Here is a 26,653-nt window from a genome sequence, read left to right on the forward strand (position 1 = left end):
TGGGTTAACAAAAGGTTTATAACCAATAGCCCCACATGGTAATCGTGAAGAAGAATCTGCGTATTCATTGGTCATACTCCCATTAATTTAATTATCTATCGTTGAATCCTATCAATGGCAGAACTAAGGGCATCCTTGAGGGGTACCCTTTGTCTAATCATGCTTTGGCTCTTTCCAAGCTAACTGAGTGATGAGCGGTAGGCTCACATCGATACCATCGGCATCCTTAGCGGTCTCTGATGCAATCCGGTACATACAGCCACAAATTTTTAATAATCCATGCCTTAGCTGATTGGCTATTTAGTATCAAAAGTGGACATGATGGTCCTTCTTCGTGTTAATTTGTTTGTGGCAGGATACGTACTTAATGCTGTGTGGCTAGATTCATTTTTTCTACATATTCAAACATTGTCACGTTCAGTAATGCAAAACATATAATAGACAACATGGCTTCATATTTTCACTAAACTATTGATCTTGGAGGTTAAATTATGTCCATAATTACTCAAATGACGGCAGATGATGCCAGACGTTTTTTCTTAAAACATAAAAGCTATTGCAGTTTTCCGTTACCAGCTTACTTCGATTTTGAGCCTCTACTTCAAGCTGTAAGTGATGCTCTTAATCAAAAGCAAAACGGCATCGGCGACATCGGATATAAGCATGCATGCAATTTTGAAAACGCAAACTACATATTGCAAACTAATAAAGACGGCCATTATTCATGGCGACCACTTGAATTGATTCATCCAGCTATTTATGTTCATCTCGTCCATAAGATAACTGAAGAAGCTGAATGGAAACTTTTGTTGGAAAGGTTTGATGAGTTTCAAGCTAATGAGAAGATAGTTTGTGCGAGCTTACCGAGAATGTCAGAAGATGATAACATTTCTGATACTGCTGAGACTGTGACGGGCTGGTGGAGTGATGTAGAACAAGAATCTATAAATAAGTCACTTGATTTTAAATATCTTTTTATTACTGACATAGCAAATTTTTATCCATCAATTTACACTCATTCGATTCCTTGGGCAATCCACACAAAAGAAAAATCTAAAGATGCAAGAGGTATTAATGATAACCTTGGAAATCGAATAGACCATGCTTTACGTCAAATGCGCTGGGGTCAAACTAATGGTATTCCGCAAGGTTCTGCGCCTATGGATTTTATCGCGGAGATTATCTTAGGTTATGCTGACGAATTACTAGGGAAGAAGTTAGAAGAAGAAAAAATAGATGATTACCATATTATTCGATATCGTGATGATTATCGCATTTTTACCAATAGTAAGGAAGATGCAGAGGCAGTAGCTAGATATCTCACAGTTATTCTTCAGGGATTAGGTCTACATCTAAATGCTTCTAAAACATCTCTTTCTGAGGACATAATTTTTAACTCGATGAAGCCTGACAAACAAGAAGCCTTGATGCTATTTGGAAAAACTGTCAGTGCTACCACTATTCAAAAAACACTTTTGAAGCTAGCTATTTTTTCTAGAAGGCATAAGAATTCAGGTCAACTTGAAAGTTATCTTGCAAAGATTAACAAACGTTTATGCCGGATAACTGACCTTAAAGAAGATGTTCAACCAATTGTTAGCATCATTACAGACATAATGATTAACAACCCAAGAACTTTTGCTTCTTGTGCATTAGTTTTGAGTAATACACTCAAGTTCGTCAAAGACGATAAAGAAAAAATAAAATTACTGGAAAAGATTAAGTCAAAGTTTGAGCCGATATTAGGCACTGGCATCTTAGACATTTGGCTACAAAGAATCTCGTACCACATCAAAAAAGAGATTGAGTATAAAGAAACGCTTTGCTCAATCGTTCTGGGTAACCTTAACCCCCCACACGAGCATGTGTGGAATTCAAATTGGATTCAAGACAATAACTTTAAAAGTAAAGTCATGGCCACATCTTTTGTTGATAGCAGCAAGCTTGCGCAGTGTAAGCCCGTAATACCTGAAGATGAAGTAGTATTATTCCCTTACAACAGTGACGTTAATGAAAGCGACCTCAGTGATGACGAAGACGATTAACTTTTTTGCACGATAAAAGGAGCTATAGAGCTAATATCCTGGCAGGCATTGGATAAAGTGCCCACTCGTTTTAGCTCTATTAATGCTCAATACTATTGATTCGTGGTTTCGGCCTCACATCCTTCCGAATTAATACCCAGCAGGTCAAAAGTTTCCAGTCAAAAGCGTGAAGCCCAGCGCCTTGTGGCCCTCGTGAGTCCGTGAATCAATCATCCGGGGTTCACTCATGCGGCCACCAGATTCACACCAAGGAATACTAGTTGCTTATCACGCCATTGACGGTTAGCAATCATCGCTCCCCGGACCACAGCTTTTCTGCAATGGTGAATGAGTCCTTCTTGGTAGAGGACATTGACCACACGAGCCAGCGTATCGCAGGGCGTTTCCTCAGCCAGCACAGAGGACATACAAGCGCCAGTGATGAAATTATGTAGCGTCTTTTCGTCAGTCTTAGAGCGCTTCGTAGAGAGCAACAGAGCCATCTTAACGGGTACTGAGCGGGCCATTGCCTCGGTGGTTTGCTTGATGAGAAGCTGGTCTTCAATGCTCAATGTTTCCTGCCCTTGGATATAACCGCCATGCTTACGGATGCTCGGTAAGACCTGCTCTACGACCCACTCCTCAAACCGCTCAGCAGACTCAAGGGTTGAACGGAAGATAAGACGGTAAACGTCAGACTCAGGGATAACCTTCAGGCGACTATCCAAACTACCCTCCATTTTAGGAGGTAGATTTCCAGCTTTCTTGCAATGGTCGTAGACTGCCTTATCTGGTCGGGCATATCCCAGAGACTCAGCGACGTCCTTAGCGATAAACCAAGGGTCCCCATCCTTCATAACAATGCGGACGGCGTGGTTGTTAAACATCTGATTAATAATTGAATTATTCATAGTGCCGATATTCCTTATGGTCGTGCCCTCATGTTCGCACCCACTACCAGCCAACCAGCCCCTCGACAAAGGGAACCGGCAGCGGCATGAAGACACGTTCATAAAGACTGGTTTAAGTAGATGTATGTGTTGATAACAGTTGGTCGGCCTGCGATGGCCTTTTTAAATGCTGAGGGTAAAGCTAAAGGGACAACTTCAATATGGAAATGAGTGATGCTTGAGCGCATCCACCCTACGAGCTTATCGGGACCATAGTCCAATGGACATGATTACGGATAAACAAGAAGTAGAGGGTAAATCAGTAAGGCTTGCCATCATCCCCTTTTGTGAGTCGCATGGATTCTGAAGAGAAATACTGAAGGTCACAGGCTGCAACAGGACAAACTGAAGGTAGTCATCAAGACCCTTTAATTAACAAGAATTCTCCTTGATGATTATCTTCAGGTCCTAAAGCTGTCCTTTAGGATGGAGATTATTTATTAACAATAATATCTCCTAACTCAAGGTCATCTACGGGCCCTCAGAGCCCTAATTGATAACATTAAGGTACTACTCTGAGTTTCCGCCCTGTGAGCTTACGCCTTTAAACGCACGTACTCGTAATCAATTCACTCACCCAGCACTGTTATCGCTATTTCTAGCGCCACTAAAGAAGGACATCATTAATCAGCTTGCTGCACTGAAAGCCCGTGTGGTGTCTACTGTTACCCGCCCTGAAGGGTACGGTGAGTTACGTTGAAGGATGTTCATATATTTACCATCTGAACTAGCTCGACGCTTGTTGAAGGAGGTTTCCAATCGCCCTTCGGTGGTCTTGGTAAGTGATGAACGTGAAATTAGTTACTGGTGAACGGATGACCTTAATAATTTATTTTATGTAGTCTCCCTATAGTGAGTCGTATCAGATTTAACTTGACAAAGCCTCAGCAGCCGCAGCGGGACCTTGGGCTTTGAGTTCCTCAATGAGAGTCTTAAGGGATTTCACCTCAGCGGTCAGCCCATCCAGTGCAGCACGCATCGCGGCGAAATCATCGGCTACCTGTTTGGCTTCCGGCGTGTCGGACTTTGCGAGGTCGTAGGAGCCAGTCTTGCGGATTGACGGCAGGACTTCCTCAGTGACCCACTTACGGAACGGCTCGGATTGCGGTGCGCGGCCTGAGAGTAGGAGGGTATACGCGCTGGACTCGCTGATTAACCAAGAGCGGCCCTGAATGCGCGGGTAATCGATAAGTGTCTGTGTTACTGACACAGGCATTTCTGAGACACGCATGAGGCCCTCATTGCTTTTAGCAAACATCATGATGCGGTTGCTACCTTCCTTCAGGCCAGCTGCGTCTGCCACCTGCTTAGCGACAAACAGCAGCTCATGCTCAGGATGGCCTATCACTGCATCCAGTTCGGTGCCCGCAAAGTTAATCTTTTCGTGTTTCATTTGGTTACTTCCTCAGTATTGTGATTTAACAGTTGGTGCCACTCGGTCCTGAATGACACCTCAGCTACATCTCACCCATTCAGGAACTGCGCGTCTAACTCATCGTCCAGCCCATTAATGCGCTTGACCACGCTGGCATCAACCACAGGCTCCTTGTGGGCCATCAGCAGTTCATCACGTACCCGCTCAAGGCGGTTCGTCAAAGGCTCATTAGGGTCCCCGATGCATTGCCTCATGTTGAAGGCCAGCCGGTTCAGGTAAAGCCTTCTTCAAGGCTTCAGCCATTAAGATCACACTCTTGGTCTTTCCGTAAAGATTAAACGTAATCGACTGATTAGTATGGCCTAAGACATCCTGAGCGGTACTCTCAGCGACCCCAGCATGTTTCAGCAAAGTAGCCATCGTGTGTCGTAAAGAATGAAGCACAAGGTCACCTGAGCGGTTCTCTATGGCCTTCGGCAGAATGACCTCATTGAACCATTTGGATGCAACATCACGGGACATCCTGAAGACCGATGAGTTTTCTTCATCGGGGAGCGAAGCGACATACTCACGGAATTCCTCAGAGCGGAACCCAAAGGCTCCATCAATCAAAGGAACCACGCGGGCACTCGCTTTATTCTTCAGGGCCTTCCCATTGTTAGCGTTAATGTCGATACATAGCAGGCCATTAACACCATCCTCATAAATATCAGCCTTGGTAAGCTGAGTGAGTTCCCCACAGCGAGCGCCTGTGATGACCGCCAGTAGACCAAAGAATCTTTTAGCCGCATTGGTTTCCTCGTGGATAGTGGTAACCACCTTACTCAGTTCATCTTCTGAGAAGGCTCTGCGTGTACTTTCAATGTTCTTCAGCTTCAGGCCCTTCGTGTAATCATCCTGAATGTGACCATTACGGCAGGCCCAAGCGATAACCGTAGACAACCGTGTCAGCAATTTGTTGACTGTAGAGGGCGCAAGGTTGGCTGCTATCATTGCATCCCTTACAGCGCTAACCTCTGGTCGCGTATAGGCCCTGAAGTTTATCCCTGTTGCAAACCGACCGACTGCCTTATGGGTCGAGAGTAAATCCTTCTGATTGCGTTCAGTCTGATTTACTTTGTGTTCTTCTCTGTAGGCTGATGATAATTCATCCCAACTCAAGCCCGCTTCTTGATGCTCTCTCGTGAATTCTGACGGGCTACCACCCTGCTTTCCTTCCAGAATCGACACACCGTGACCATCATGATTGTCGCCGTGTTCACCTTGAGGTCCAAGGATGTCTAGCAGTGGTCCAGTGTCGCCTCCATTGACCCGTTGCTGTGCCGCAGAGATTAACTTAATGGCTTCCCTGATATGCTTCTGCTGGTCAACAGATAGTGCCTGAGTAGCTGCTATCTCTCGTAAGTTAGCCTTGGCATCATGAAGGTGCGCTATTTCGACCCCATCCCAGTAATCGTTAGTGGCATCAGTAAGGAAACATTCAGCCATCCATTTAAGATGCTTTCGCAGCTCCTCAGCGGTGGCCTCAGGATTATCCAGCAAAAAGGCTTTAGCGGTGGCTGAGAGTTCATTTAAACGGGACATAGCGAGACTCCTGACTGTGGTCTTCAGACCGATACTGATGATAGGCGCGGTACTTCCTACTTTACGAAGGCGCATAGTGTAACGCCCGGATGCTTTGCGTCGAATCAAATTAGGTTTCGCTAAAGTAGTCAGTAAGGTGACTTTGGGCGCTTGTGTCAGTATTGTATCAATCAAGAGTGTCATTAACGGCCCCCTTGAAGGCTGATACAGATAGGGGCTGGCACATAACAATGAATAAATAAGCAGAACATCTTAGCATTAACGAGCATTTGTGACCCTCAAAGTGAATACCTATGCTTCACTTCAGGTCCTCATACCACACAAGGAAAACCCATGACTCGACGTCTCAGAAGAACCAAGATCGTTACCACTTTAGGCCCGGCTACCGATCGCGATAATAATCTGGAAAAGATCATTGCCGCCGGGGCTAACGTTGTACGACTGAACTTCTCCCACGGCACGCCAGAAGATCACCAGCTGCGTGCGGATAAAGTACGTGAAATTGCCGCGAAGCTGGGGCGGCACGTCGCAATCCTTGGCGATCTGCAAGGGCCAAAAATTCGTGTATCTACCTTTAAAGAAGGGAAAATTTTCCTCAGCGTGGGCGATCGTTTCCTGCTTGACGCCAGTCTGGGCAAAGGTGAAGGCGATAAGGAAAAAGTCGGCATCGACTATAAAGGCCTGCCGGAAGATGTGGTGCCGGGTGATGTGCTGTTGCTGGATGACGGACGCGTACAGCTGAAGGTGCTGGAAGTGCGCGACAGCCAGGTCTTTACCGAAGTGACCGTTGGTGGCCCGCTCTCCAATAATAAAGGTATTAACAAGCTGGGCGGCGGCCTGTCCGCCGAAGCGCTGACCGAAAAAGATAAAGCGGACATTATTACCGCCGCCAAAATCGGCGTTGATTATCTGGCGGTCTCCTTTCCGCGCTGCGGCGAAGATCTTAATACTGCGCGCCGTCTGGCGCAGGAAGCGGGTAGCAATGCGAAAATCGTCGCCAAGGTTGAGCGCGCTGAAGCAGTCTCCAGCCAGGATGCGATGGACGATATTATTCTGGCTTCTGACGTCGTTATGGTTGCCCGCGGCGACTTAGGCGTGGAAATCGGCGATCCAGAACTGGTCGGCATTCAGAAAGCGCTTATCCGTCGCGCCCGCCAGCTGAACCGTGCGGTCATTACCGCTACGCAGATGATGGAATCAATGATCACCAACCCAATGCCGACGCGCGCGGAAGTGATGGACGTGGCTAACGCCGTGCTGGACGGCACCGATGCGGTCATGCTTTCCGCCGAAACCGCCGCCGGTCAGTATCCTGCTGAAACCGTCAGCGCGATGGCGAAAGTTTGCCTTGGTGCCGAAAAAGTGCCCAGCATCAACGTATCGAAACATCGCCTGGAAGTGCAGTTTGATAATGTTGAAGAAGCGATCGCCATGTCGGCGATGTATGCAGCCAATCATCTGCAGGGCGTGACGGCGATTATCACTATGACGGAATCGGGCCGCACCGCACTGATGACTTCGCGCATCACCTCAGGGCTGCCGATTTTTGCTATGTCCCGCCACGAAGGAACGCTTAATCTGACCGCGCTCTATCGCGGCGTTACGCCGGTTTACTTCGACAGTAATAACGACGGCGTCGCAGCGGCGCATGATGCGATCAATCTGCTGCGTGACAAAGGCTTTCTGGTCTCCGGCGATCTGGTCATCGTGACGCAGGGTGATGTGATGGGCACCACCGGCACCACCAATACCAGCCGCGTACTGCGCGTCGAATAATAGCTCAGGCTACCGTAGCGCCGCTACGGTAGCCTGCTTCTCTTATACACCCCGCTTCCCTTTTTGCTCCCTTCCCTTTTACCTTTACCTCAGTCGATCGCGCTTTACTCTGCGCTGGTCTTTTTCTGTCTTCTTACGCCTCGCTTGCCAGGGTCGAAACAGCTAAGCCGTAGCCTGTTTTTCCCGCTTTTCATCCTGTTAACTTTCCATAAAATGTGATCAATGTCACACTTTAAACATTAATGAATCTTATGCCAATTTTGTCATCAAAATCTTATTGAATGATAATGATTACTATTTATAATCACATTTTCGTTCTCAATCGTAGCATTCACATAACATAATGGCATTATAACCGCATAAAATGGGAGGCTTTCCTGCTATCTGAGGTTATCAGCCTGCGTTTCATTTTTGGCGGCTAACTAAGCCGTCGTGTTACACATTAAATAATTTTAACTGATGCCGTCAGGTATCGGACGTACAGGGCCGCCATTTTTTTAATGTCGGTACGGGTTTCTTACGCTCAAAAAAAGGGTCAGGAAATGGCTTTAGTTTCCGCAACAACGCAAAACACCGCTTCAGCCGATCGCAACTATTCATCTGCCAGCGGTAGCGAATTTTTCTTTAACGACGCTCAGCTGGAGCAATATGCGCAACAAACCCTGAGCGCGCTGGCGCTAATTCGCCAGCAGCTGCAACAAACGGAGAAGCCGTTCAGCGGAATTCTGCCGCATGAACTGGCTCCGGCGCTGCGCGCCATTGATTTAGAGCAGCCGCTGGGCGATTCCCAGGCGGCGCTGGAGGAGCTGGCGGAGGTTTATCTGCGCGATGCCGTCTGGTTCCATCATCCCAAATATGTGGCACACCTGAATTGCCCTATCGTTCTGCCCTCGCTGCTGGCGGAGCAGATTATGGCGGCGGTCAACAGCTCGGTGGATACCTGGGATCAGAGCGCAGGCGGCACCCTGATCGAACAGAAGGTGATCGACTGGACGCTGCAGCGTATCGGCCTGCCTGCCGGTTCGGACGGTATTTTTACCAGCGGCGGCACCCAGTCCAACCTGATGGCGATGCTGCTGGCGCGGGACAGCTGGTGCGCACGTCGCCATTCAGGCCATTTGATTAAACAGCGCGGCCTGCCCGCAGAGGCGGGCAAGTGGCGCATCTTCACTTCGAAAATGAGCCATTTCAGTATTCAAAAATCGACCGCTATTTTGGGACTTGGCTATGATGCGGTGATCGCCATCGATCATGATGAGCATTACCGGATGGACGCCGCCAAACTGGAACAGGCGATCCAGCAATGCCATCAGGACGGCCTGATCCCGATTGCCGTCGTCGCCACCGCGGGCACTACCGACTTCGGCAGTATCGATCCGCTGCACGCCATCGGCGATATCTGCCGTCACTATCAGCTGTGGATGCACGTGGATGCCGCCTACGGTTGCGGCCTGCTGGTTTCGCCGCAGCATCGTCAGCGCTTACAGGGCATTGAGCGGGCCGATTCCGTGACCGTGGATTACCACAAATCCTTCTTCCAGAGCGTCAGCTGCGGCGCGTTTTTCGTGCGTGAGAGCCAGCATCTCAGCCACGTAACCGTCCATGCCGATTACCTCAATCCGCTCAGCGCCCAGCAGGAAGGCACACCGAATCTGGTAAATAAAAGTATCCAGACCACGCGCCGTTTTGACGCACTGAAAATGTGGCTGACGCTGCGCATTATGGGCGCCGAACAGCTGGGTGCCGCCTTCGACAGCGTGCTGACGCTTGCGCAGCAGACGCACCGCCTGTTAAAGGCGCATCCGGCCATTGAGGTGCTGCACGCGCCTGAACTCACCACCCAGGTTTTCCGCTTTATTCCGCGTCCGGGCCTGAGCGATGAAACGGTAGATGACGTGAACGCCCAGATCCGTAAAGCGCTGTTCCGCTCCGGTAACGCGGTGGTAGCAGGGACAAAAGTCAATGGACGCCAGTACCTGAAATTTACGCTGCTCAATCCCACTACCACCGTCGCCGATATGGAAGACGTGATCGCCCTCATCACCCATTACGGGCGCGAGCTGTCCCGTAATCAACCGTTAACCGCCGCAAATCAGTAAGGACATAATGATGAACGACACCATTTATGACTTTATCGGCATCGGTATCGGGCCGTTCAATCTGAGTCTGGCCTGCCTGACCTCACCGCTGGAGGAGGTCAACGGCCTGTTTCTCGATCAGAATCCTGGCTTTGACTGGCACACCGGCATGATGCTGGAAAGTGCGCATCTGCAAACGCCCTTTATGGCCGATCTGGTGACGCTGGCCGATCCCACCAGCCCGTTTAGCCTGCTCAATTACATGAAGCAGAAAAGCAAGCTTTACAGCTTTTATATCCGCGAAAGCTTCTTTCTGATGCGCAAAGAGTACAACCAGTATTGCCAGTGGGCCTGTTCGCAGCTGAACAATCTGCGCTGGAATACGCGCGTCGACTATGTCAGCTACGATGAAGGGCGCGACTGCTATCAGCTGCAGACCGTCGATACCCGCAGCGGCGAACGGCACAGCTGGCTTACACGCAAGCTGGTGTTGGGCACCGGGCCGGTCGCCTGGCTACCGGAATGCAGTCGTCCGCTGCGCGATCGCGTGGTGCATTCCAGCGATTATCTGGTGAATAAAAAACAGTTGCAGGCGCAACGCTCCGTTACCGTGCTGGGCAGCGGCCAGAGCGCGGCGGAGATCTTCTACGACCTGCTGAGTGAGATTGACAGTCACGATTACCAGCTCAACTGGATTACGCGCGCGCCGCGTTTTTACCCGCTGGAATATACCAAGCTGACGCTGGAGATGACCTCACCGGAATGGATCGACTATTTCCATGCGTTGCCGCCGGGCAAGCGTGACCAGCTGAACGCCGGACATAAAAACCTGTTTAAGGGCATTAACAGCAGCCTGATTAACGACATTTACGACCTGATGTATATCAAGCAGCTGGATGGCGATCTGAAGGTACGCCTGTTTACCAACTCGGCCCTGACCGGCCTGCGCCGCCTGCCGACCAACGAGCTGGAGCTGTCGCTGCATCAGCGCGAGCAGGATGAACTTTTTCCCCGCCGCACCGAAGGTCTGGTGATGGCCACCGGCTATCACTATCAGCCGCCGCAGTTTATCGAAGGCATTACGCACCGCCTGCGCTGGGATGAGCAAGGACGCTACGACGTACAGCGCAACTACAGCATCGATCGGCAGAACTCGGTGTTTGTGCAAAATGCGGAGCTGCACACGCACGGTTTTGTTACGCCCGATCTTGGCATGGCCTGCTATCGCAACTCGGTGTTGATCCGTGAAATCGCCGGACGGGAGATCTATACGGTAGAGCAGCGCATCGCCTTCCAGACTTTCCCGGCGGAATCGGAGCAATAAGATGAGTTTTCTATACCAGTGCCGCCGCGAAGCGGGCGAATTTAGCCTGCGTCCCATGACGGCGGAAGACGCCCCGCTCATTCATCGCTGGGTTACCCAGGACTACGCGCGCTTCTGGGGGATGCAACAGGATACGCTGGCGCAGGTCGCCCAATTTTATCAGCAGCTGACCGCCAGCGATCCCAACGCGGCGATTATCGGCCTTTGCAACGACGAGCCGGTATTTCTGATGGAGTTTTATCGCGCAGAGCAGGATGAGGTGGGCAAACATTATCCGGCGCGCCCCGATGATTACGGCATGCACATTCTGATCGCGCCAGCCGACAAGCCGCTGCCGCAGTTTAGCTGGCAGGTTTTCAGCACCGTGATGGATTACATGTTCAGCCTGCCACAGGTAAAACGCGTGGTGGTCGAGCCGGACGTGCGCAATGAAAAAATTCATCGCCTGAATAAACGTGCCGGTTTCCGCTATCAGCACACCATCGATATGGGACACAAAACCGCCTGGCTCGCCTTTTGCCAGCGTGAAGATTATCAGCAAGCAAAATTGCAGGAACAATTAACCATGACAACAGCTTCTCCCCTTTCCAACGGCCAACATCTCACCGGCGACAACTGGGCGTTGGCTAACCGCCTGCTGGTGCGCAAAGCAATTGCTGAATTCGCCCATGAAAAACTGATCGCCCCGGAAGCGGTAGGCCCTCACGATTATCAGCTGGCGGTGCCGGGTGGCGAAGCGGTTTACCAGTTCCGCGCCCGCCGTCTGGCGCTCGATCACTGGCAGATCGAGGCGGATTCGCTAAGCAAAAGCGAAAACGGCGAACCGCGCGCGCTGGATGCGCTGCAGTTTATCATCGAGTTTAAGCAGCAGATCGGCATTCCCGCCGCGATGCTGGCGATTTATATGGAAGAGATTACCAGCACGCTCTGCAGCAGCGTCTATAAGCTGCAAAAGGGCAACCCGGACAGCGCGGCGCTGGTGAAAGCGGATTTCCAGACGGTGGAAGCCTCCATGACCGAAGGTCATCCCTGCTTTGTAGCAAACAATGGCCGTATCGGCTTTGATGCCCGTGATTATCTGGCCTACGCACCGGAAGCGGCAACGCCGATTCGTCTGGTATGGGTAGCGGTGCATACGCGCAACGCGCACTTTTCCAGCCTGGATTCGCTCAGCTATCAGCAGCTGATGCAGGAGGAGCTGGGCGAGGCGACGCTGGCGCGCTTTAACCAGCAGCTGGCGGCGCTGGGCGTTAATCCGCAGGACTATCTGTTTATGCCGGTTCATCCCTGGCAGTGGCAAAATAAGCTGCTGACGGTGTTCGCCCCGGACATCGCCGCCCGCGATATCGTCTGGCTGAGCGAAGGTGAAGATAGCTATCAGGCGCAGCAGTCCATCCGTACCTTCTTTAACCGTAGCCAGCCGAGCAAACGCTATGTGAAAACCGCGCTTTCCGTCCTGAATATGGGCTTTATGCGCGGCCTTTCGCCTTACTATATGGCCACCACGCCAGCAGTTAATCAGTGGCTGGAAAGCGTGGTTAACCAGGATCCGTGGCTGCAACAATGCGATTTCCGCCTGCTGCGCGAAGTGGCGGCGATTGGCTACCACAACCGCTACTATGAGCGCGCCATTGAAGGCGATTCCGCCTGGAAAAAGATGTTCGCCGCGCTGTGGCGTGATAATCCGGTGGCGCGCCTGGAACCAAATCAGCGTCTGATGACCATGGCGTCGCTGCTACATATCGACCAGCATCAAAAGGCGCTGTTGCCTGCGCTGATCGCCGACTCTGGCCTGGCGGCGGAAGCCTGGATTTCACGCTATCTGTCCTGCTACCTGAGCCCGCTGCTGCACTGCTTCTATCAGCACGATATCGTGTTTATGCCGCACGGCGAAAACCTGATCCTGCTGCTGGAAAACAACGTGCCGGTTAGCGCGTATATGAAAGATATCGGCGAGGAAATCGCGGTGCTGAACCCGGATGCGGTGCTGCCGGAGAAGGCGCAGCGGCTGGCGGTGGACGTGCCGGAAAACCTGAAGGTGCTGTCGATCTTTACCGATGTCTTCGACTGCATCTTCCGTTTCGTGTCCGCCATTCTGGACGACAGCGGGACACTGCCGGAAGCGCGTTTCTGGCAGTGCGTGGCGCAGTGCGTACATGAATATCAGCAGGCGCATCCGCAGCTGGCGCCTAAGTTCGCCCGCTACAACCTGTTTGCCCCCAGCTTCCCGCTTTCCTGTCTGAACCGGCTGCAGTTGGCGAATAATCAGCAGATGATTAATTTGTCCGATCCGGCGGAAAACCTGAAGTTTGCGGGCGAGCTGATTAACCCGATTGCCGCTTTCGCGCATCAAGAATAATTCACATGTAGTACTATTTTGATCGCTATACTGACGCGGCCGCATTTGCGGTCGCGTTTTTACATTTCTGGAGCATACCTGCATGGCCGCATATACCCCGGTTTCCCGCCTGACCTTAAGGCATTTACTGTTTCCCCTTTCGCTGGTGCTGTTTGAGTTCGCCACCTATATTGCGCACGACATGATCCAGCCCGGCATGCTGCTGGTCACCAGCGAGTTTAACGTCGGGGCCGAATGGGTTTCGACCTCATTGACCGCCTATCTGATCGGCGGCATTGTGCTGCAATGGCTGCTGGGGCCGCTGTCCGATAAATATGGCCGACGCCCGGTGATGCTGTCGGGCGTGCTGTTTTTCATTATCTGCTGTGTATTAACGCACTGGATTTCATCTATTGAACAGTTTGTCGCGCTGCGCTTTTTTCAGGGCGTCAGCCTCTGTTTTATTGGTGCGGTAGGCTACGCTGCCATTCAGGAAGCTTTTGATGAAGCGCGCAGCGTGCGCATTATGGCGCTAATGGCTAACGTCGCCCTGCTGGCACCGCTGGCTGGCCCACTGGCAGGCGCCGCCTTTCTGACCGTTGGCGAATGGCGCACCATGTTCTGGCTGTTTGCCATCCTCGCCGCGCTGGCGCTGGCCGGTCTGTGGCGCGCGATGCCGGAAACCGCCGGAGATCGCAATGTTTCCGTCAGCCTGAGCAATCTGGGACGCAGCTATCTGGCGCTGGCGCGCGACCGCCAGGTTATGCGCGGTTCGCTGGCGATCGGGCTGGTATTTATTCCTATCCTGGCCTGGGTGGCGCTGTCGCCAGTGATCCTGATTCAGGATGAAGGTTTATCACGCATGGATTACGCCCTGCTACAGCTGCCGGTTTTCCTGGCGATGATTGCCGGTAATTTGACGTTGGGCAAGCTGGCTAACCGCGTGCCGATTGAAGGCCCGCTGCGCTTTGGCGCCTGGCCGATTCTCGCCGGTCTGGGGCTGGCGGCCTTAACCAGTCTGCTCGATCATCATAGCTATTTATGGCTAACTGCCGGACTGAGTCTTTACGCCTACGGCGCCGGTATGGTCAACGCCGGGCTTTACCGGCTTACGCTCTTTTCCAGCACGGCGGGGAAAGGCAGCGTTGCCGCGATGCTCGGCATGGTCAGCATTATCGCTTTTGCTCTGGGCATCGAACTGACCAAGTATGGCTATTTTCACGGCGGCAGCGCCTGGTTCAGCCTGATTAATCTGGCGAGCGGCCTGCTGTGGCTGGTGCTGGTGACTGCTTTTCTGCGCGAGCGCCAGCGACGCAGCACGGTCGCCTCAATGTGAAAAAGCCGTAGCGCCTGCTGCGGCATAGTCTGCAGCAGGCGACAGCTGAAGCGAGAAAGGTCCTGGTAAGGAGTAAAGCGTCCCGCGCCAGAGGTGGCGCGGGACGAGCCTGTCATGGACCTTTGCGTCTTTACGGAAGGCCCGGGGCCTTTCGCGCAGATATCTCAGCCGTAGCAAAACTACGGCTTTTTAATATCAATTCCGATCGCTATTTGCGGGGAAACAGCTCTTTACGCTTGTAGGGTTCGATCTCTCCTTCTCGCCGCGTCTTCAGCAGCTTCAGGATCCAGGTATACTGTTCCGGGTGCGGGCGGACAAAAATCTCCACCTCTTCATTCATACGGCGCGCTAGCGTGCGATCGTCGGCATCCAGCAAATCATCCATCGGCGGACGAATATAAATATCCAGCTGGTGCGTCTGCGCATTGTAGACCGGAAACAACGGTACCACGCGCGCGCGGCACACCTTCATTAGTCGCCCCACCGCTGGCAGCGTAGCTTTATAGGTCGCGAAGAAATCAACAAACTCGCTATGCTCCGCGCCGTGATCCTGATCGGGAAGATAGTACCCCCAATAACCCTGACGCACCGAGCTGATAAAAGGCTTGATGCCATCGTTGCGCGCATGCATACGACCACCGAAGCGGCGGCGCACATGGTTCCAGATATAATCGATCAGCTGATTGCTTTGATTATGGAACATCGCCGCCATCATCTGCCCTTCCGAAGCCAGCAGCATCGCGGGAATATCCACCGCCCAGCCGTGCGGCACCAGAAAAATGACATTCTGCTTTTCCGCCTGCATAGCATCGATAATTTCCCGGCCATGCCAGCGTACGCGCTGACGCACATGCTCCGGCTTGCGCAGCGCCAGCTCGGCCATCATCACCATCGACTGCGGCGCGGTAGCGAACATTTCATCAATGATGGTTTCGCGCTCCGCCTCCGACAGTTCCGGCAGGCAATAAAACAGATTGATTTGCGCACGACGCCGCGCGCTTTTGGCAAAACGTCCAGCAAGACGACCCGCCGCCCCAAGAAGGGGATCGCGTATTGCCGCAGGCAACATCGCCATGCCAGCAAACGCGCCGATACCCAGCCAGGCACCCCAGTATTTTGGCAACAGGAAGGATTTCTGAAAGACGGGAATAAATTCTGTGGTGTTTTTCTTGCTGGTTTCCATGCACTCGCCTCAATCAATAACCGGCTAATGATAGTGCGGGCAGGTAAATTTGCAATGGTTACCGCTGACTGGGCCTAAACCGGGGATAAATAGCGGAGAAATTGTGCGATACGCGCCTGAAGAGCAGACAAAAAAGCGGAGACGCCCTGCTTAAGGACGCCTCCGCTTCGCAAAAAACGGCGCTTAGTTCAGCTTCAGCTGCGGCAGCACTTCTCTTACCTGCGCCAGGAACTCTGAACGATCTTTACCGGTCAGCCCCTCAGTGCGCGGCAGCTTCGCCGTCAGCGGATTCACCGCCTGGTTGTTGATCCAGATTTCATAGTGCAGATGCGGGCCAGTTGAGCGTCCGGTACTGCCGGAAAGGCCGATACGATCGCCGCGTTTCACTTTATCGCCCGGTTTAACCAGCAGCTTTTTCATGTGCATATAGCGTGTCATGTACTGCCGGCCATGGCGAATAGCCACGTAGTTACCGGCGCCCGCGCTGTGTTTCGCCTGCACCACTTCGCCATCGCCAACCGCCAGAATCGGCGTTCCCGTCGGTACGGCAAAATCGACGCCTTTGTGCGGCGCGATGCGGCCGGTTACCGGGTTCAGACGACGCGGATTAAAGTTGGAGGAGACGCGATACTGCTTCACCGTCGGGAAGCGCATAAAGCCGCGCGCCAGGCCGGAGCCGGTGCGATCGTAAAACTTGCCGTCTTCGGCGCGGATAGCATAGTAATCTTTTCCGCCGGTGCGCAGACGCACGCCTAACAGCTGGCTCTGCTCATTCTTACCGTCCAGTACCTCACGCGACATCAGCACGCTGAATTTATCGCCAGCGCGCAGTTTGCGGAAATCCATCTGCCACTGCAGCGCCTTAATCACGCTATTGATTTCTCCGCTGTTCAGGCCGGCGCGCTGAGCGCTGCTGACGAAGCTGCCATTCACGACGCCGGATAACACCCGGTTAGTCCACTCGCCTTTTTGCAGCTCGCTGGACATTTTAAAGCCGTTATCAAGGCGATCGTAGGTGCGGGTTTCGCGGCGGGAGATTTCCCAGGTCAACCGCTGGAGCTGGCCGTCGTCGGTCAGCGTCCAGGATAGCTGTTGCCCTACCTTAAGATTGCGCAGATCGGTATCCGTCTTCACCAGCTGACTAATTTCGCCCATATCGATGCCGTACTGATTCAGCACGCTGCTCAGCGTATCGCCGTTGGAAACCACATAGTCATGCGTGCCGGCTTCCGCCGTCACATCCTGATCGATTTCATCGGTTGGCAGGTCATCTTCAGGCGCGGGCTGATCGAGCGGCTCGCTGGCCTCAGGCAACAGCGTGCGCAGCTCGTTTTTATCGATTTCAATGGTTTTGACGATGGGCGTCGTTTCGCCCGGATGGTAAACAAAAGGCCGCCAAACAGCGACGGCCAAAGTAACAACGGTCAGCGACCCAAGCATAACGCGGTGGGGTCGCGGCAGATTATTAAACGCCAGGGCGACAGAGCGGGCTATCTGTTGCACTTTTAGGGATTCCTCATGCTCCTTTCAGGCAGCTTTCATACTGGCTCGACAGCTGTGAGAGGAATTTCACATAACTGTCTTTTCCTAAGCTGATACCCATTCCCAGCGGATCGAGCGTACCTTTACGCACCTGAGTTCCTCTGGCAACGGCATCGATTACGGCCGGCCTGAATTGTGGCTCAGCAAAAACGCAGGTCGCTTTTTGCTCAACCAACTGTGTTCGAATTTGATGTAAACGCTGCGCACCCGGTTGGATTTCAGGATTAACGGTAAAATGGCCAAGCGGCGTGAGACCGTAGTGCTTTTCAAAGTAGCTATAAGCATCATGAAAAACGAAATATCCTTTTCCTTTCACCGGAGCCAGCTGACGCGCGATTTGAGCATCACTGGTAGCCAATTCTGACTCAAATTGCTCCAGGTTCGCGTCCAGTTTGTCTTTGCTCTGCGGCATAAGTTCCAATAATTTCTGATGGATTGCAACCGCAGATTGGCGCGCTATTTCCGGCGACATCCACAGGTGCATATTATATTGTCCATGATGGTGATGTTCATGCGCTTCATCATGATGCTCATCTTCCTCTTCGGCACCGGTAATGAGTAGCGGTTTCACCGCTGGCAAACTGGCCAGTTCGAGATTTTTTTGTGCAGGAAATGCGCTGGCGGTTTTACTGATAAAGGCTTCCATTTCAGGGCCAACCCATACCACCAGATCCGCGCCCTGCAAGCGTTTGACGTCGGAAGGACGCAGCGCGTAATCGTGTTCGGAAGCGCCATCCGGCAGCAAAACTTCTACCGGCGTAACGCCATCGGCGATGGCGGCAGCAATAAAGCCCAACGGCTTGATCGATGCAACAACCGCAGCGCTGGCAGGAGCGCTAAGCGAAGCGGCAAAACCAAGGGAGAATAACAGGGGGAATAACGCTTTTTTATTCTGTAACATAATGCTTCAATCCATCGTGGGCGGGTGATGGATTGTGATATTATAACATCCGATAACTTCTGCAAGCATTAATAACTATGACCTCACTGATTAGTCTGGAAAATATCTCCGTCAGTTTTGGCCAGCGTCAGGTATTGTCGAATATCTCTTTATCGCTGGAACCAGGACGGATTCTGACGTTGCTTGGCCCCAACGGCGCCGGAAAATCGACTTTAGTTCGCGTGGTGCTGGGGCTGATCGAACCTGACAGCGGCCAACTTAAGCGCGATAACCCGCTGCGCATCGGCTACGTGCCACAAAAACTCCATCTTGATCCTACATTGCCGCTTACCGTCGAACGCTTTTTGCGGCTGCGTCCCGGCACGCGTAAGTCGGACGTTTTACCGGCGCTGAAACGCGTGCAGGCAGGCCATCTTCAACATGCCGCGCTGCAAAAACTGTCGGGCGGCGAAACGCAGCGCGTACTGCTGGCACGTGCCCTGCTTAACCAGCCGCGTCTGCTGGTGCTGGACGAACCTACGCAAGGCGTGGACGTTAACGGCCAGGTGGCGCTGTACGATCTGATTAATCAGCTGCGTCTTGAGCTGAACTGCGCGGTATTAATGGTTTCGCACGATCTGCATCTGGTGATGGCGAAAACCGATGAAGTGCTGTGTCTGAATCACCATATCTGCTGCTCCGGTACGCCGGAAGTGGTCTCTCGTCACCCCGAATTTATTGCCATGTTCGGCCCGCGCGGCGCGGAACAGCTGGCAATTTACCGTCATCATCATAACCATCGTCACGATTTGCAGGGACGAATAGTATTGCGTAAGGGACAAGAACGATAATGATTGAGCTGTTACTTCCCGGCTGGCTGGGCGGCGTTATGCTGGCGCTGGCGGCTGGCCCGTTGGGTTCCTTTGTGGTCTGGCGCCGCATGTCCTATTTCGGCGATACCCTGGCGCACGCTTCGCTGCTGGGCGTGGCGTTCGGCCTGCTGCTGAATGTGAATCCGTTTTATGCGGTGATTGCGGTAACGCTGCTGCTGGCGCTGGGCCTGGTCTGGCTGGAACGCCGCCCTCATTTGGGCATTGATACGCTGTTGGGGATTATGGCGCACAGCGCATTGTCGCTGGGGCTGGTCGTCGTCAGCCTGATGTCCAACGTGCGCGTCGATCTGATGGCTTATCTGTTTGGCGATCTGCTGGCGGTGACGCCGGAAGATCTCGTGATTATCGGCGGCGGCGTAGCGCTGGTGCTGGCAACGCTGGCCTGGCAATGGCGTCCGTTGTTATCGATGACGATCAGCCCGGAGCTGGCGCAGGTAGACGGCGTAAACATTGCGCGTACGCGAATGCTGTTGATGCTGATTACCGCGCTGACTATCGGTGTGGCGATGAAGTTTGTCGGCGCGCTGATTATTACGTCCCTGCTGGTGATCCCTGCCGCTGCCGCGCGCCGCTTTGCCCGTTCGCCGGAGCAGATGGCATTAACCGCGGTTGGCGTCGGCATTATCGCCGTGACCGGCGGCCTGAGCTTTTCGGCAGTTTACGACACGCCAGCTGGCCCCTCGGTGGTGCTGTGCGCGGCGCTGCTGTTTATTTTCAGCCTGATGAAAAAAGCGCCGGTGTAAGCCTCACTTCTGTATCATTAAAAACGCCAGCAGATGCTGGCGTGAGATTGTTAACAAGGTGTCTGCGAGAGAGGTCCCGGCCTTCCGTAAAGACGCAAAGGCCGACATCCATGGCAGGCTCGGCCCGCGCCCTCCATGGCGCGTGACGCTTTACTCCTTGCCGGGACCTCTCTCACCTTAGCTTCAGATGTCGCCTGTTTACTTTTACCGCAGGCTTTGTCATCTGTTTAACATCAACGCTGCTGGTGTTTATACGTCACGGCAATGGCCTTTTCAGGTTCCAGGGTTGGAAGCTGTTATTTAAACGTCGCGGGTAATACCGAAATGCTTATAGGCGTGCTGCGTCGCGATACGTCCGCGCGGCGTGCGCTGGATAAAGCCTTGCTGAATCAGATAGGGTTCCAGCACATCTTCAATTGTTTCGCGCTCTTCGCCAATCGCCGCCGCCAGGTTATCCAGCCCTACCGGCCCGCCGGTAAACTTATCGATAATCGCCAGCAACAGCTTACGGTCCATATAGTCGAAGCCTTCATGATCGACATTCAGCATATCGAGCGCCTTCGCCGCCACTTCGCCATCCATTACGCCTTCGGCGCGTACTTCGGCAAAATCGCGCACGCGGCGTAGCAGGCGGTTAGCGATACGCGGCGTACCGCGCGCGCGGCGCGCCACTTCCAGCGCCCCTTCCGCACTCAGGTCAAGGCCGAGACAGGCGGCGCTGCGGCCAACGATATGCTGCAAATCCTTAACCTGATAGAACTCCAGGCGCTGCACAATGCCGAAACGGTCGCGCAGCGGCGAAGTGAGCGAGCCCGCGCGCGTGGTGGCGCCAATCAGAGTAAACGGCGGCAGATCGAGCTTAATCGAGCGCGCCGCCGGGCCTTCGCCGATCATAATATCCAGCTGATAATCTTCCATCGCCGGATACAGCACCTCTTCCACCACCGGCGACAGGCGATGGATTTCATCAATAAACAGCACGTCGTGCGGCTCAAGATTGGTCAGCATCGCCGCCAGGTCGCCCGCTTTTTCCAGCACCGGGCCGGAAGTGGTGCGCAGATTAACGCCCATCTCATTGGCGACGATATTCGCCAGCGTGGTTTTACCCAGCCCCGGCGGGCCGAAAATTAGCAGGTGATCCAGCGCGTCGCCGCGCATTTTGGCCGCCTTGATAAAGATTTCCATCTGTTCGCGCACCTGAGGCTGGCCGACATATTCTTCCAGCAGACGCGGACGAATCGCGCGATCGATAATTTCTTCTTCGCTGACATTGCCGGCTGACACCAGGCGATCGGCTTCAATCATGGTTTACCTCAGAGCGCAGCACGCAGCGCTTCACGGATCAGGGTTTCACAATCAGCATCCGGGCGGCCCACTTTGCTGACCATCCGGCTGGCTTCCTGCGGTTTATACCCCAACGCCACCAGCGCGGCAACCGCTTCGGCTTCGGCATCGTTGCTGTCAACCGGCGCATTTTCGCTGGTCAACGTAAAGGTGGCGTCGCCGCCGAACAGGTCGCCATGCATGCCTTTAAAGCGGTCTTTCATTTCCACCACCAGACGCTCGGCGGTTTTCTTGCCGACGCCAGGCAGCTTCACCAGCGTCGCGACTTCTTCGCGCTCGACGGCGGTCACGAACTGCTGCGCCGACATACCGGAGAGGATCGCCAGCGCCAGCTTTGGCCCAACGCCATTAACTTTAATCAGCTCGCGAAACAGCGCCCGCTCCTGCTTGCTGGTAAAGCCATACAGCAGCTGCGCATCTTCACGCACGATAAACTGGGTAAAAATGATGGCTTCCTGATTGAGTTCGGGCAGCTCATAGAAGCAGGTCATAGGCATGTGGACGTCGTAGCCCACGCCGTTCGCTTCGATTAATACCAGCGGCGGCTGTTTTTCCAGAATAATGCCTCGCAGACGACCTATCACAGTAGCTTCCTTTGATTCAGGGGGAGAGAAAGTGTCAGAGTTATAACATAAAAAAGGCTGGATGAATATCCAGCCTGATAATGACTTACGAACGCAACCTGCCGCGCGTCAGAGTCAGACGCGTATCGCTCAGGCGGTTGGCATTCTGACTCACATGACAGTGGGTAATGGCGATAGCCAGCGCATCGGCGGCGTCAGCCTGCGGATTGGCCGCCAGCTTCAGCAGCGTGCGCACCATATGCTGCACGGCTTTTTTCCGCGCTGCCGATGCCAACCACGGTCTGCTTCACCTGGCGCGCCGCGTACTCAAATACCGGCAGATCCTGATTCACCGCCGCGACAATCGCCGCGCCGCTGGCCCAGCTTCAGCGCCGAGTCGGCGTTTTTCGCCATAAAAACCTGTTCAATGGCGAAATAGTCGGGCTGGAACTGGGTAATGATTTCCGTGACGCCCGCGTAAATCAGCTTCAGGCGGGACGGTAGATCGTCAACGCCGGTACGAATACAGCCGCTGCCCAAATAGGTTAACTGCCTTCCCACCTGACGGATCACGCCATAGCCGGTAATACGTGAACCAGGGTCAATGCCCAGAATAATCGCCATCAGGCCGCTCCGTCAGGTTTTAGAGGGAGAACGACCATTACAGGGTCGCCGCCACCTCATCGGACATCTCACCGTTATGGTAGACTTCCTGCACGTCGTCGCAGTCTTCCAGCATATCGATAAGACGCATCAGTTTCGGCGCCGTTTCCATGTCCATATCCGCTTTGGTAGACGGGATCATGGTCACTTCAGCGTTTTCCGCTTTCAATCCGGCCGCATCCAGCGCATCTTTCACCGCGCCGAAGGTTTCCCACGGCGTAAAGACGTCAATCGCGCCGTCGTCGTAAGTCACCACGTCGTCCGCGCCTGCTTCCAGCGCCGCGTCCATCACCGTATCTTCATCCAGGCCCGGCGCATAGGAAATAACGCCTTTTTTGGTGAACAGATAGGCGACGGAACCGTCGGTGCCGAGGTTGCCGCCGCATTTGGTAAAGGCGTGACGCACTTCGGAAACGGTACGGTTACGGTTGTCGCTCAGGCATTCCACCATTACCGCGGTGCCGCCAGGACCGTAACCTTCATAAATGATGGTTTCCATGTTGCTGTTATCGTCGCCGCCGACGCCGCGTGCAATAGCGCGATCCATGGTGTCACGTGTCATGTTATTGGACAGCGCTTTATCCATGGCCGCACGCAGGCGCGGGTTGGACGCGGGATCGCCGCCGCCCAGCTTCGCCGCCGTGACCAGCTCGCGAATAATTTTGGTAAAAATCTTACCGCGCTTGGCATCCTGTGCCGCTTTGCGGTGTTTGGTGTTGGCCCATTTACTATGACCTGCCATAACTCTGCTCTCTCCAGTTTGACACCGGTCAGACGCCATCAGGCCCGCTTCCCCGCAGGGAGATCACGCACCTGATGTCTGACGCTGTTGATTTGGTATCAGTCCACACTGACTGACGGCTTCAGCGCGCTCGCTATAAACAGCAATGCACCTTACAGTGCGCTGCGCTGCTGTCGGCAGCGGTTAGCCGACGAATTCTTCAATTGCCTGGCGATTACTCCAGGACTTGGTGAGGCGGGCAGCCTCGGCGACATCCAGCCATTGCCAGGCCAGATGTTCGCTTAACATAATGCTGCGTTCGCCGGGCAGCGCCAGCCGGAACCAGTGTTCCCTATTGTGCGTGACGTGCGGCGCATAGCGATGACGAAAGTGCGGGAAGATTTCGAACTCAATCTGCCGCCGGCAATCGTCAAGCATCAGCCCTTCGGCCGTCACATCGATCGCCAGCTCTTCCCACACTTCGCGCCGCGCCGCATCAAAGGGCGTCTCTCCCGCCTCCAGGCTGCCGGTGACCGACTGCCAGAACTCGGGATCATCGCGGCGCTGTAACATCAGCACCCGTCCGGTATCCTGTGCATAAATTACTACCAGTACCGAAACGGGCTGCTTAAAGGTCATCTTACAGGCTCTCTGGCTTTTCCTTTTTTACCACCTGGATGCCCAGCTCTTCCAGCGATGCCGGATTGGCGAAGCTTGGCGCTTCGGTCATCAGACAGGCGGCGGCGGTAGTTTTCGGGAACGCGATAACATCACGAATGTTATCGGTGCCGGTCAGCAGCATCACCAGACGGTCCAGACCAAAGGCCAGGCCTGCGTGCGGCGGCGTACCGAACTTCAGCGCATCCAGCAGGAAGCCGAACTTCTCGCGCTGCTCGGTTTCATTGATGCCCAGAATGCCGAACACCGTTTGCTGCATCTGGCCGTTGTGAATACGCACCGATCCGCCGCCCACTTCGTAGCCATTGATCACCATATCGTAGGCGTTCGCAATAGCGGTTTCCGGCGCGTTTTTCAGCTGTTCCGGCGTCATATCGCGTGGCGCGGTGAACGGATGGTGCATTGCGCTCAGGCCGCCTTCACCGTTGTCTTCAAACATCGGGAAGTCGATCACCCATAGCGGTTTCCAGGCGCTCGTATCGGTAATGTTCAGATCGCGGCCCAGCTTCAGACGCAGCGCGCCCATCGCATCGGCTACCACGCCCGCTTTATCGGCGCCGAAGAACACCATATCGCCATCCTGTGCGCCGGTACGTTCCAGAATCGCTTCCACAATTTCCGCATTAAGGAACTTGGCCACCGGGCTTTGAATGCCTTCCAGGCCCTGCGCGCGCTGGTTAACTTTGATGTAAGCCAGCCCTTTCGCGCCGTAAATCTCAATAAATTTACCGTATTCGTCGATCTGTTTACGGCTGAGCTGCGCCCCGCCCGGTACGCGCAGCGCCGCCACGCGGCCTTTGGCATCGTTGGCCGGGCCAGAGAAGACTTTAAACTCGACCTCTTTCACCAGATCGGCGACATCCACCAGCTCCATCGGGTTACGCAGATCCGGCTTATCGGAACCAAAACGGCGCATCGCTTCGGCAAAGGTCATCTGCGGGAACTCGCCGAGATCGACGCCTTTCACTTCCTGCCACAGCTGACGCACCATGCGCTCCATCACTTCCCGCACCTGCGGCGCGGTCATAAAGGAGGTTTCCACATCGATCTGGGTAAATTCAGGCTGGCGATCGGCGCGCAGGTCTTCGTCACGGAAGCATTTTACGATCTGGTAGTAGCGATCGAAGCCAGACATCATCAGCAGCTGTTTGAACAGCTGCGGCGACTGCGGCAGCGCGTAAAACTTGCCTTTATGTACGCGGCTCGGCACCAGATAATCGCGCGCGCCTTCCGGCGTCGCCTTGGTCAGCATCGGCGTTTCGATATCGAGGAAGCCGTTATCATCCATAAAGCGGCGCACGAAGCTGGTAATTTTGGCGCGCGCTTTCAGGCGCTGCGCCATTTCCGGGCGACGCAGGTCAAGATAGCGGTATTTCAGACGCGCTTCTTCGGTGTTGACCTGGTTGAAATCCAGCGGCAGCGGTTCAGCGCGGTTGATAATGGTCAGTTCGGTAGCGAACACTTCCACTTCACCGGTGGCCATATCGGGGTTTTTGTTGCGTTCGTCACGGGCGCGCACCACGCCGGTAATCTGAATGCAGAACTCGTTACGCAGCTCGGAGGCCAGCTTGAACGCTTCCTGACGGTCTGGATCGAAAAAGACCTGCACAATGCCTTCACGGTCGCGCATATCGATAAAGATCAGGCTACCGAGATCGCGGCGGCGGTTAACCCAACCGCAGAGAGTCACTTGCTGACCAACATGAGACAGATTGATCTGTCCGCAATATTCTGTACGCATAACGCTATCCTTTTAACTTCGCCGCTGCGCATGGGCAGCGCTGGTGTGTCGTCTTGGAGTCAGGTCATCCGGCGGATAACCGTCAGGCAGACGCTGCCGCAAAAAGGCAGGCATTATAATGTAAAAAGCGAGGCACGATAAGGGGGAACGGCGCGCAGAGGGCAAAGCGCGCGCATTTGTTACCCGGTTCGCACTAATGTTAGCGCCATGCACATATAAATTCACAAAATTCATGGATTAACGACATTTTTCCGCTCGCCCGCTGGCGGGTGACTCACGTAGTCTAACGGTTTTATTAATTTGCGGAGAAGAAGATGAAACTCAATCCCACAGCAACCGCTCTGGTTTTAATCGATTTGCAGGAAGGTATTCTTCCTTTTGCCGGCGGGCCGCACAGCGCTCAGCAGGTGGTCGAGGGCGCCGCAAAGCTGGCTGCCAAATTCCGCGCCGCGAACGCGCCGGTGGTGCTGGTGCGCGTAGGCTGGGCGCCCGATTTTGGCGATGCGCCTAAGCAGGAAGTGGATGCGCCGCTGGGGCATGGCGCGCTGCCAGATAACTGGTGGGATTATCCCACCGCGCTGGGCGTCGAGGCGAACGATATTGAGGTGGTGAAGCATCAGTGGGGCGCCTTTTACGGCACCGATCTGGAGTTGCAACTGCGCCGTCGCGGCATTGATACCATTGTGCTGGGCGGTATTTCCACCAATATTGGCGTAGAATCTACCGCGCGTAACGCCTGGGAGCTGGGCTTCAATCTGGTGATTGCCGAGGATATTTGCAGCGCGGGCAGTACCGAGCAGCACAACAGCAGTCTGCAGTGGATTTTCCCGCGCATTGCGAAAGTTCGTCGTACCGATGAGATTATCGCCGCGCTCTAACCGGAGGGCCATCGCAGCGGTTAAGGCGCCACTCGGCCT

Annotated in this window: 21 protein-coding genes and 1 pseudogene; 9 read left to right on the forward strand and 13 right to left on the reverse strand. The window is 53.8% G+C overall.

Going from position 1 to position 26,653, the window contains the following annotated elements; all coding sequences use genetic code 11:
* Positions 1-491: 491 nt before the first annotated feature.
* Positions 492-2,045 carry an RNA-directed DNA polymerase gene (locus tag P3C52_RS10865; protein ID WP_275555012.1) on the forward strand — a complete coding sequence of 518 codons (1,554 nt, stop codon included), beginning with the start codon at positions 492-494 and terminating at the stop codon, positions 2,043-2,045.
* A 224-nt stretch (positions 2,046-2,269) separates the two neighbouring features.
* On the opposite strand, the gene P3C52_RS10870 is transcribed toward P3C52_RS10865, so the two are convergent.
* The 4 genes from P3C52_RS10870 to P3C52_RS10885 form a co-directional block, all read right to left on the reverse strand.
* A complete protein-coding gene (locus tag P3C52_RS10870; protein ID WP_275555013.1) occupies positions 2,270-2,935 on the reverse strand; it encodes a BRO family protein in 666 nt (221 codons plus the stop codon).
* Between the two features lie 907 nt (positions 2,936-3,842).
* Positions 3,843-4,367 (reverse strand): BRO family protein, encoded by a 525-nt coding sequence (locus tag P3C52_RS10875; RefSeq protein WP_275555014.1) that lies wholly within the window; start codon positions 4,365-4,367, stop codon positions 3,843-3,845.
* Positions 4,368-4,438: 71 nt separating this feature from the next.
* The gene (locus P3C52_RS10880) at positions 4,439-4,570 is read right to left on the reverse strand and encodes a hypothetical protein (RefSeq protein ID WP_275555015.1); all 132 of its coding nucleotides are present in this window, start codon (positions 4,568-4,570) and stop codon (positions 4,439-4,441) included.
* A gap of 7 nt (positions 4,571-4,577) precedes the next feature.
* The gene (locus P3C52_RS10885) at positions 4,578-5,933 is read right to left on the reverse strand and encodes a tyrosine-type recombinase/integrase (protein WP_275555016.1); all 1,356 of its coding nucleotides are present in this window, start codon (positions 5,931-5,933) and stop codon (positions 4,578-4,580) included.
* A 333-nt stretch (positions 5,934-6,266) separates the two neighbouring features.
* Between P3C52_RS10885 and pyk the strand changes: the two genes are divergently transcribed.
* The 5 genes from pyk to P3C52_RS10910 all read left to right on the forward strand — a co-directional run bounded on the left by pyk (position 6,267) and on the right by P3C52_RS10910 (position 14,785).
* Positions 6,267-7,709 carry a pyruvate kinase gene (gene pyk, locus P3C52_RS10890; RefSeq protein WP_275555017.1) on the forward strand — a complete coding sequence of 481 codons (1,443 nt, stop codon included), beginning with the start codon at positions 6,267-6,269 and terminating at the stop codon, positions 7,707-7,709.
* A gap of 542 nt (positions 7,710-8,251) precedes the next feature.
* A complete protein-coding gene (locus tag P3C52_RS10895; protein WP_275555018.1) occupies positions 8,252-9,808 on the forward strand; it encodes an aspartate aminotransferase family protein in 1,557 nt (518 codons plus the stop codon).
* A gap of 10 nt (positions 9,809-9,818) precedes the next feature.
* On the forward strand, positions 9,819-11,111 hold the full coding sequence (locus P3C52_RS10900) for a lysine N(6)-hydroxylase/L-ornithine N(5)-oxygenase family protein (protein WP_275555019.1): 1,293 nt from the start codon (positions 9,819-9,821) through the stop codon (positions 11,109-11,111).
* Position 11,112: 1 nt separating this feature from the next.
* Positions 11,113-13,470, forward strand: coding sequence for a GNAT family N-acetyltransferase (locus P3C52_RS10905; protein WP_275555020.1), 2,358 nt, complete (start codon positions 11,113-11,115; stop codon positions 13,468-13,470).
* An 82-nt stretch (positions 13,471-13,552) separates the two neighbouring features.
* The gene (locus P3C52_RS10910; RefSeq protein WP_275555021.1) at positions 13,553-14,785 is read left to right on the forward strand and encodes an MFS transporter; all 1,233 of its coding nucleotides are present in this window, start codon (positions 13,553-13,555) and stop codon (positions 14,783-14,785) included.
* A gap of 208 nt (positions 14,786-14,993) precedes the next feature.
* Here P3C52_RS10910 and lpxM read toward each other — a convergent pair whose 3' ends face one another.
* The 3 genes from lpxM to znuA form a co-directional block, all read right to left on the reverse strand.
* The gene (gene lpxM, locus P3C52_RS10915) at positions 14,994-15,968 is read right to left on the reverse strand and encodes a lauroyl-Kdo(2)-lipid IV(A) myristoyltransferase (protein WP_275555022.1); all 975 of its coding nucleotides are present in this window, start codon (positions 15,966-15,968) and stop codon (positions 14,994-14,996) included.
* Between the two features lie 183 nt (positions 15,969-16,151).
* Positions 16,152-17,471 carry a murein DD-endopeptidase MepM gene (gene mepM / locus P3C52_RS10920; protein WP_275555023.1) on the reverse strand — a complete coding sequence of 440 codons (1,320 nt, stop codon included), beginning with the start codon at positions 17,469-17,471 and terminating at the stop codon, positions 16,152-16,154.
* Between the two features lie 13 nt (positions 17,472-17,484).
* Positions 17,485-18,411: a zinc ABC transporter substrate-binding protein ZnuA gene (znuA, locus tag P3C52_RS10925; RefSeq protein ID WP_275555024.1), complete on the reverse strand. Its 927-nt coding sequence runs from the start codon at positions 18,409-18,411 to the stop codon at positions 17,485-17,487.
* A gap of 77 nt (positions 18,412-18,488) precedes the next feature.
* Between znuA and znuC the strand changes: the two genes are divergently transcribed.
* Positions 18,489-19,241 carry a zinc ABC transporter ATP-binding protein ZnuC gene (gene znuC / locus P3C52_RS10930; RefSeq protein ID WP_275555025.1) on the forward strand — a complete coding sequence of 251 codons (753 nt, stop codon included), beginning with the start codon at positions 18,489-18,491 and terminating at the stop codon, positions 19,239-19,241.
* The gene (znuB, locus tag P3C52_RS10935) at positions 19,241-20,026 is read left to right on the forward strand and encodes a zinc ABC transporter permease subunit ZnuB (protein WP_275555026.1); all 786 of its coding nucleotides are present in this window, start codon (positions 19,241-19,243) and stop codon (positions 20,024-20,026) included. Before znuC ends, znuB begins: the two co-directional genes overlap by 1 nt.
* Positions 20,027-20,326: 300 nt before the next feature.
* Here the strand turns inward: znuB and ruvB are convergent, their stop codons facing one another.
* From ruvB to aspS, 6 genes and pseudogenes are all read right to left on the reverse strand, one after another.
* A complete protein-coding gene (ruvB, locus tag P3C52_RS10940; RefSeq protein WP_275555027.1) occupies positions 20,327-21,331 on the reverse strand; it encodes a Holliday junction branch migration DNA helicase RuvB in 1,005 nt (334 codons plus the stop codon).
* A gap of 8 nt (positions 21,332-21,339) precedes the next feature.
* On the reverse strand, positions 21,340-21,954 hold the full coding sequence (gene ruvA, locus P3C52_RS10945) for a Holliday junction branch migration protein RuvA (protein ID WP_275555028.1): 615 nt from the start codon (positions 21,952-21,954) through the stop codon (positions 21,340-21,342).
* Positions 21,955-22,039: 85 nt separating this feature from the next.
* A pseudogene (gene ruvC / locus P3C52_RS10950) lies at positions 22,040-22,557 on the reverse strand (crossover junction endodeoxyribonuclease RuvC).
* 37 nt (positions 22,558-22,594) lie between these two features.
* Positions 22,595-23,338, reverse strand: coding sequence for a YebC/PmpR family DNA-binding transcriptional regulator (locus tag P3C52_RS10955; RefSeq protein ID WP_275555029.1), 744 nt, complete (start codon positions 23,336-23,338; stop codon positions 22,595-22,597).
* 183 nt (positions 23,339-23,521) lie between these two features.
* The gene (nudB, locus tag P3C52_RS10960) at positions 23,522-23,956 is read right to left on the reverse strand and encodes a dihydroneopterin triphosphate diphosphatase (RefSeq protein ID WP_275555030.1); all 435 of its coding nucleotides are present in this window, start codon (positions 23,954-23,956) and stop codon (positions 23,522-23,524) included.
* Between the two features lies 1 nt (position 23,957).
* Positions 23,958-25,736, reverse strand: coding sequence for an aspartate--tRNA ligase (gene aspS, locus P3C52_RS10965; protein ID WP_275555031.1), 1,779 nt, complete (start codon positions 25,734-25,736; stop codon positions 23,958-23,960).
* A gap of 314 nt (positions 25,737-26,050) precedes the next feature.
* Between aspS and P3C52_RS10970 the strand changes: the two genes are divergently transcribed.
* Positions 26,051-26,614 carry a hydrolase gene (locus tag P3C52_RS10970; RefSeq protein WP_275555032.1) on the forward strand — a complete coding sequence of 188 codons (564 nt, stop codon included), beginning with the start codon at positions 26,051-26,053 and terminating at the stop codon, positions 26,612-26,614.
* The last annotated feature ends 39 nt before the right edge of the window (positions 26,615-26,653 follow it).

Source organism: Mixta sp. Marseille-Q2659, assembly GCF_940807255.1.
In the GTDB taxonomy this organism is placed as follows: Bacteria; Pseudomonadota; Gammaproteobacteria; order Enterobacterales; family Enterobacteriaceae; genus Mixta.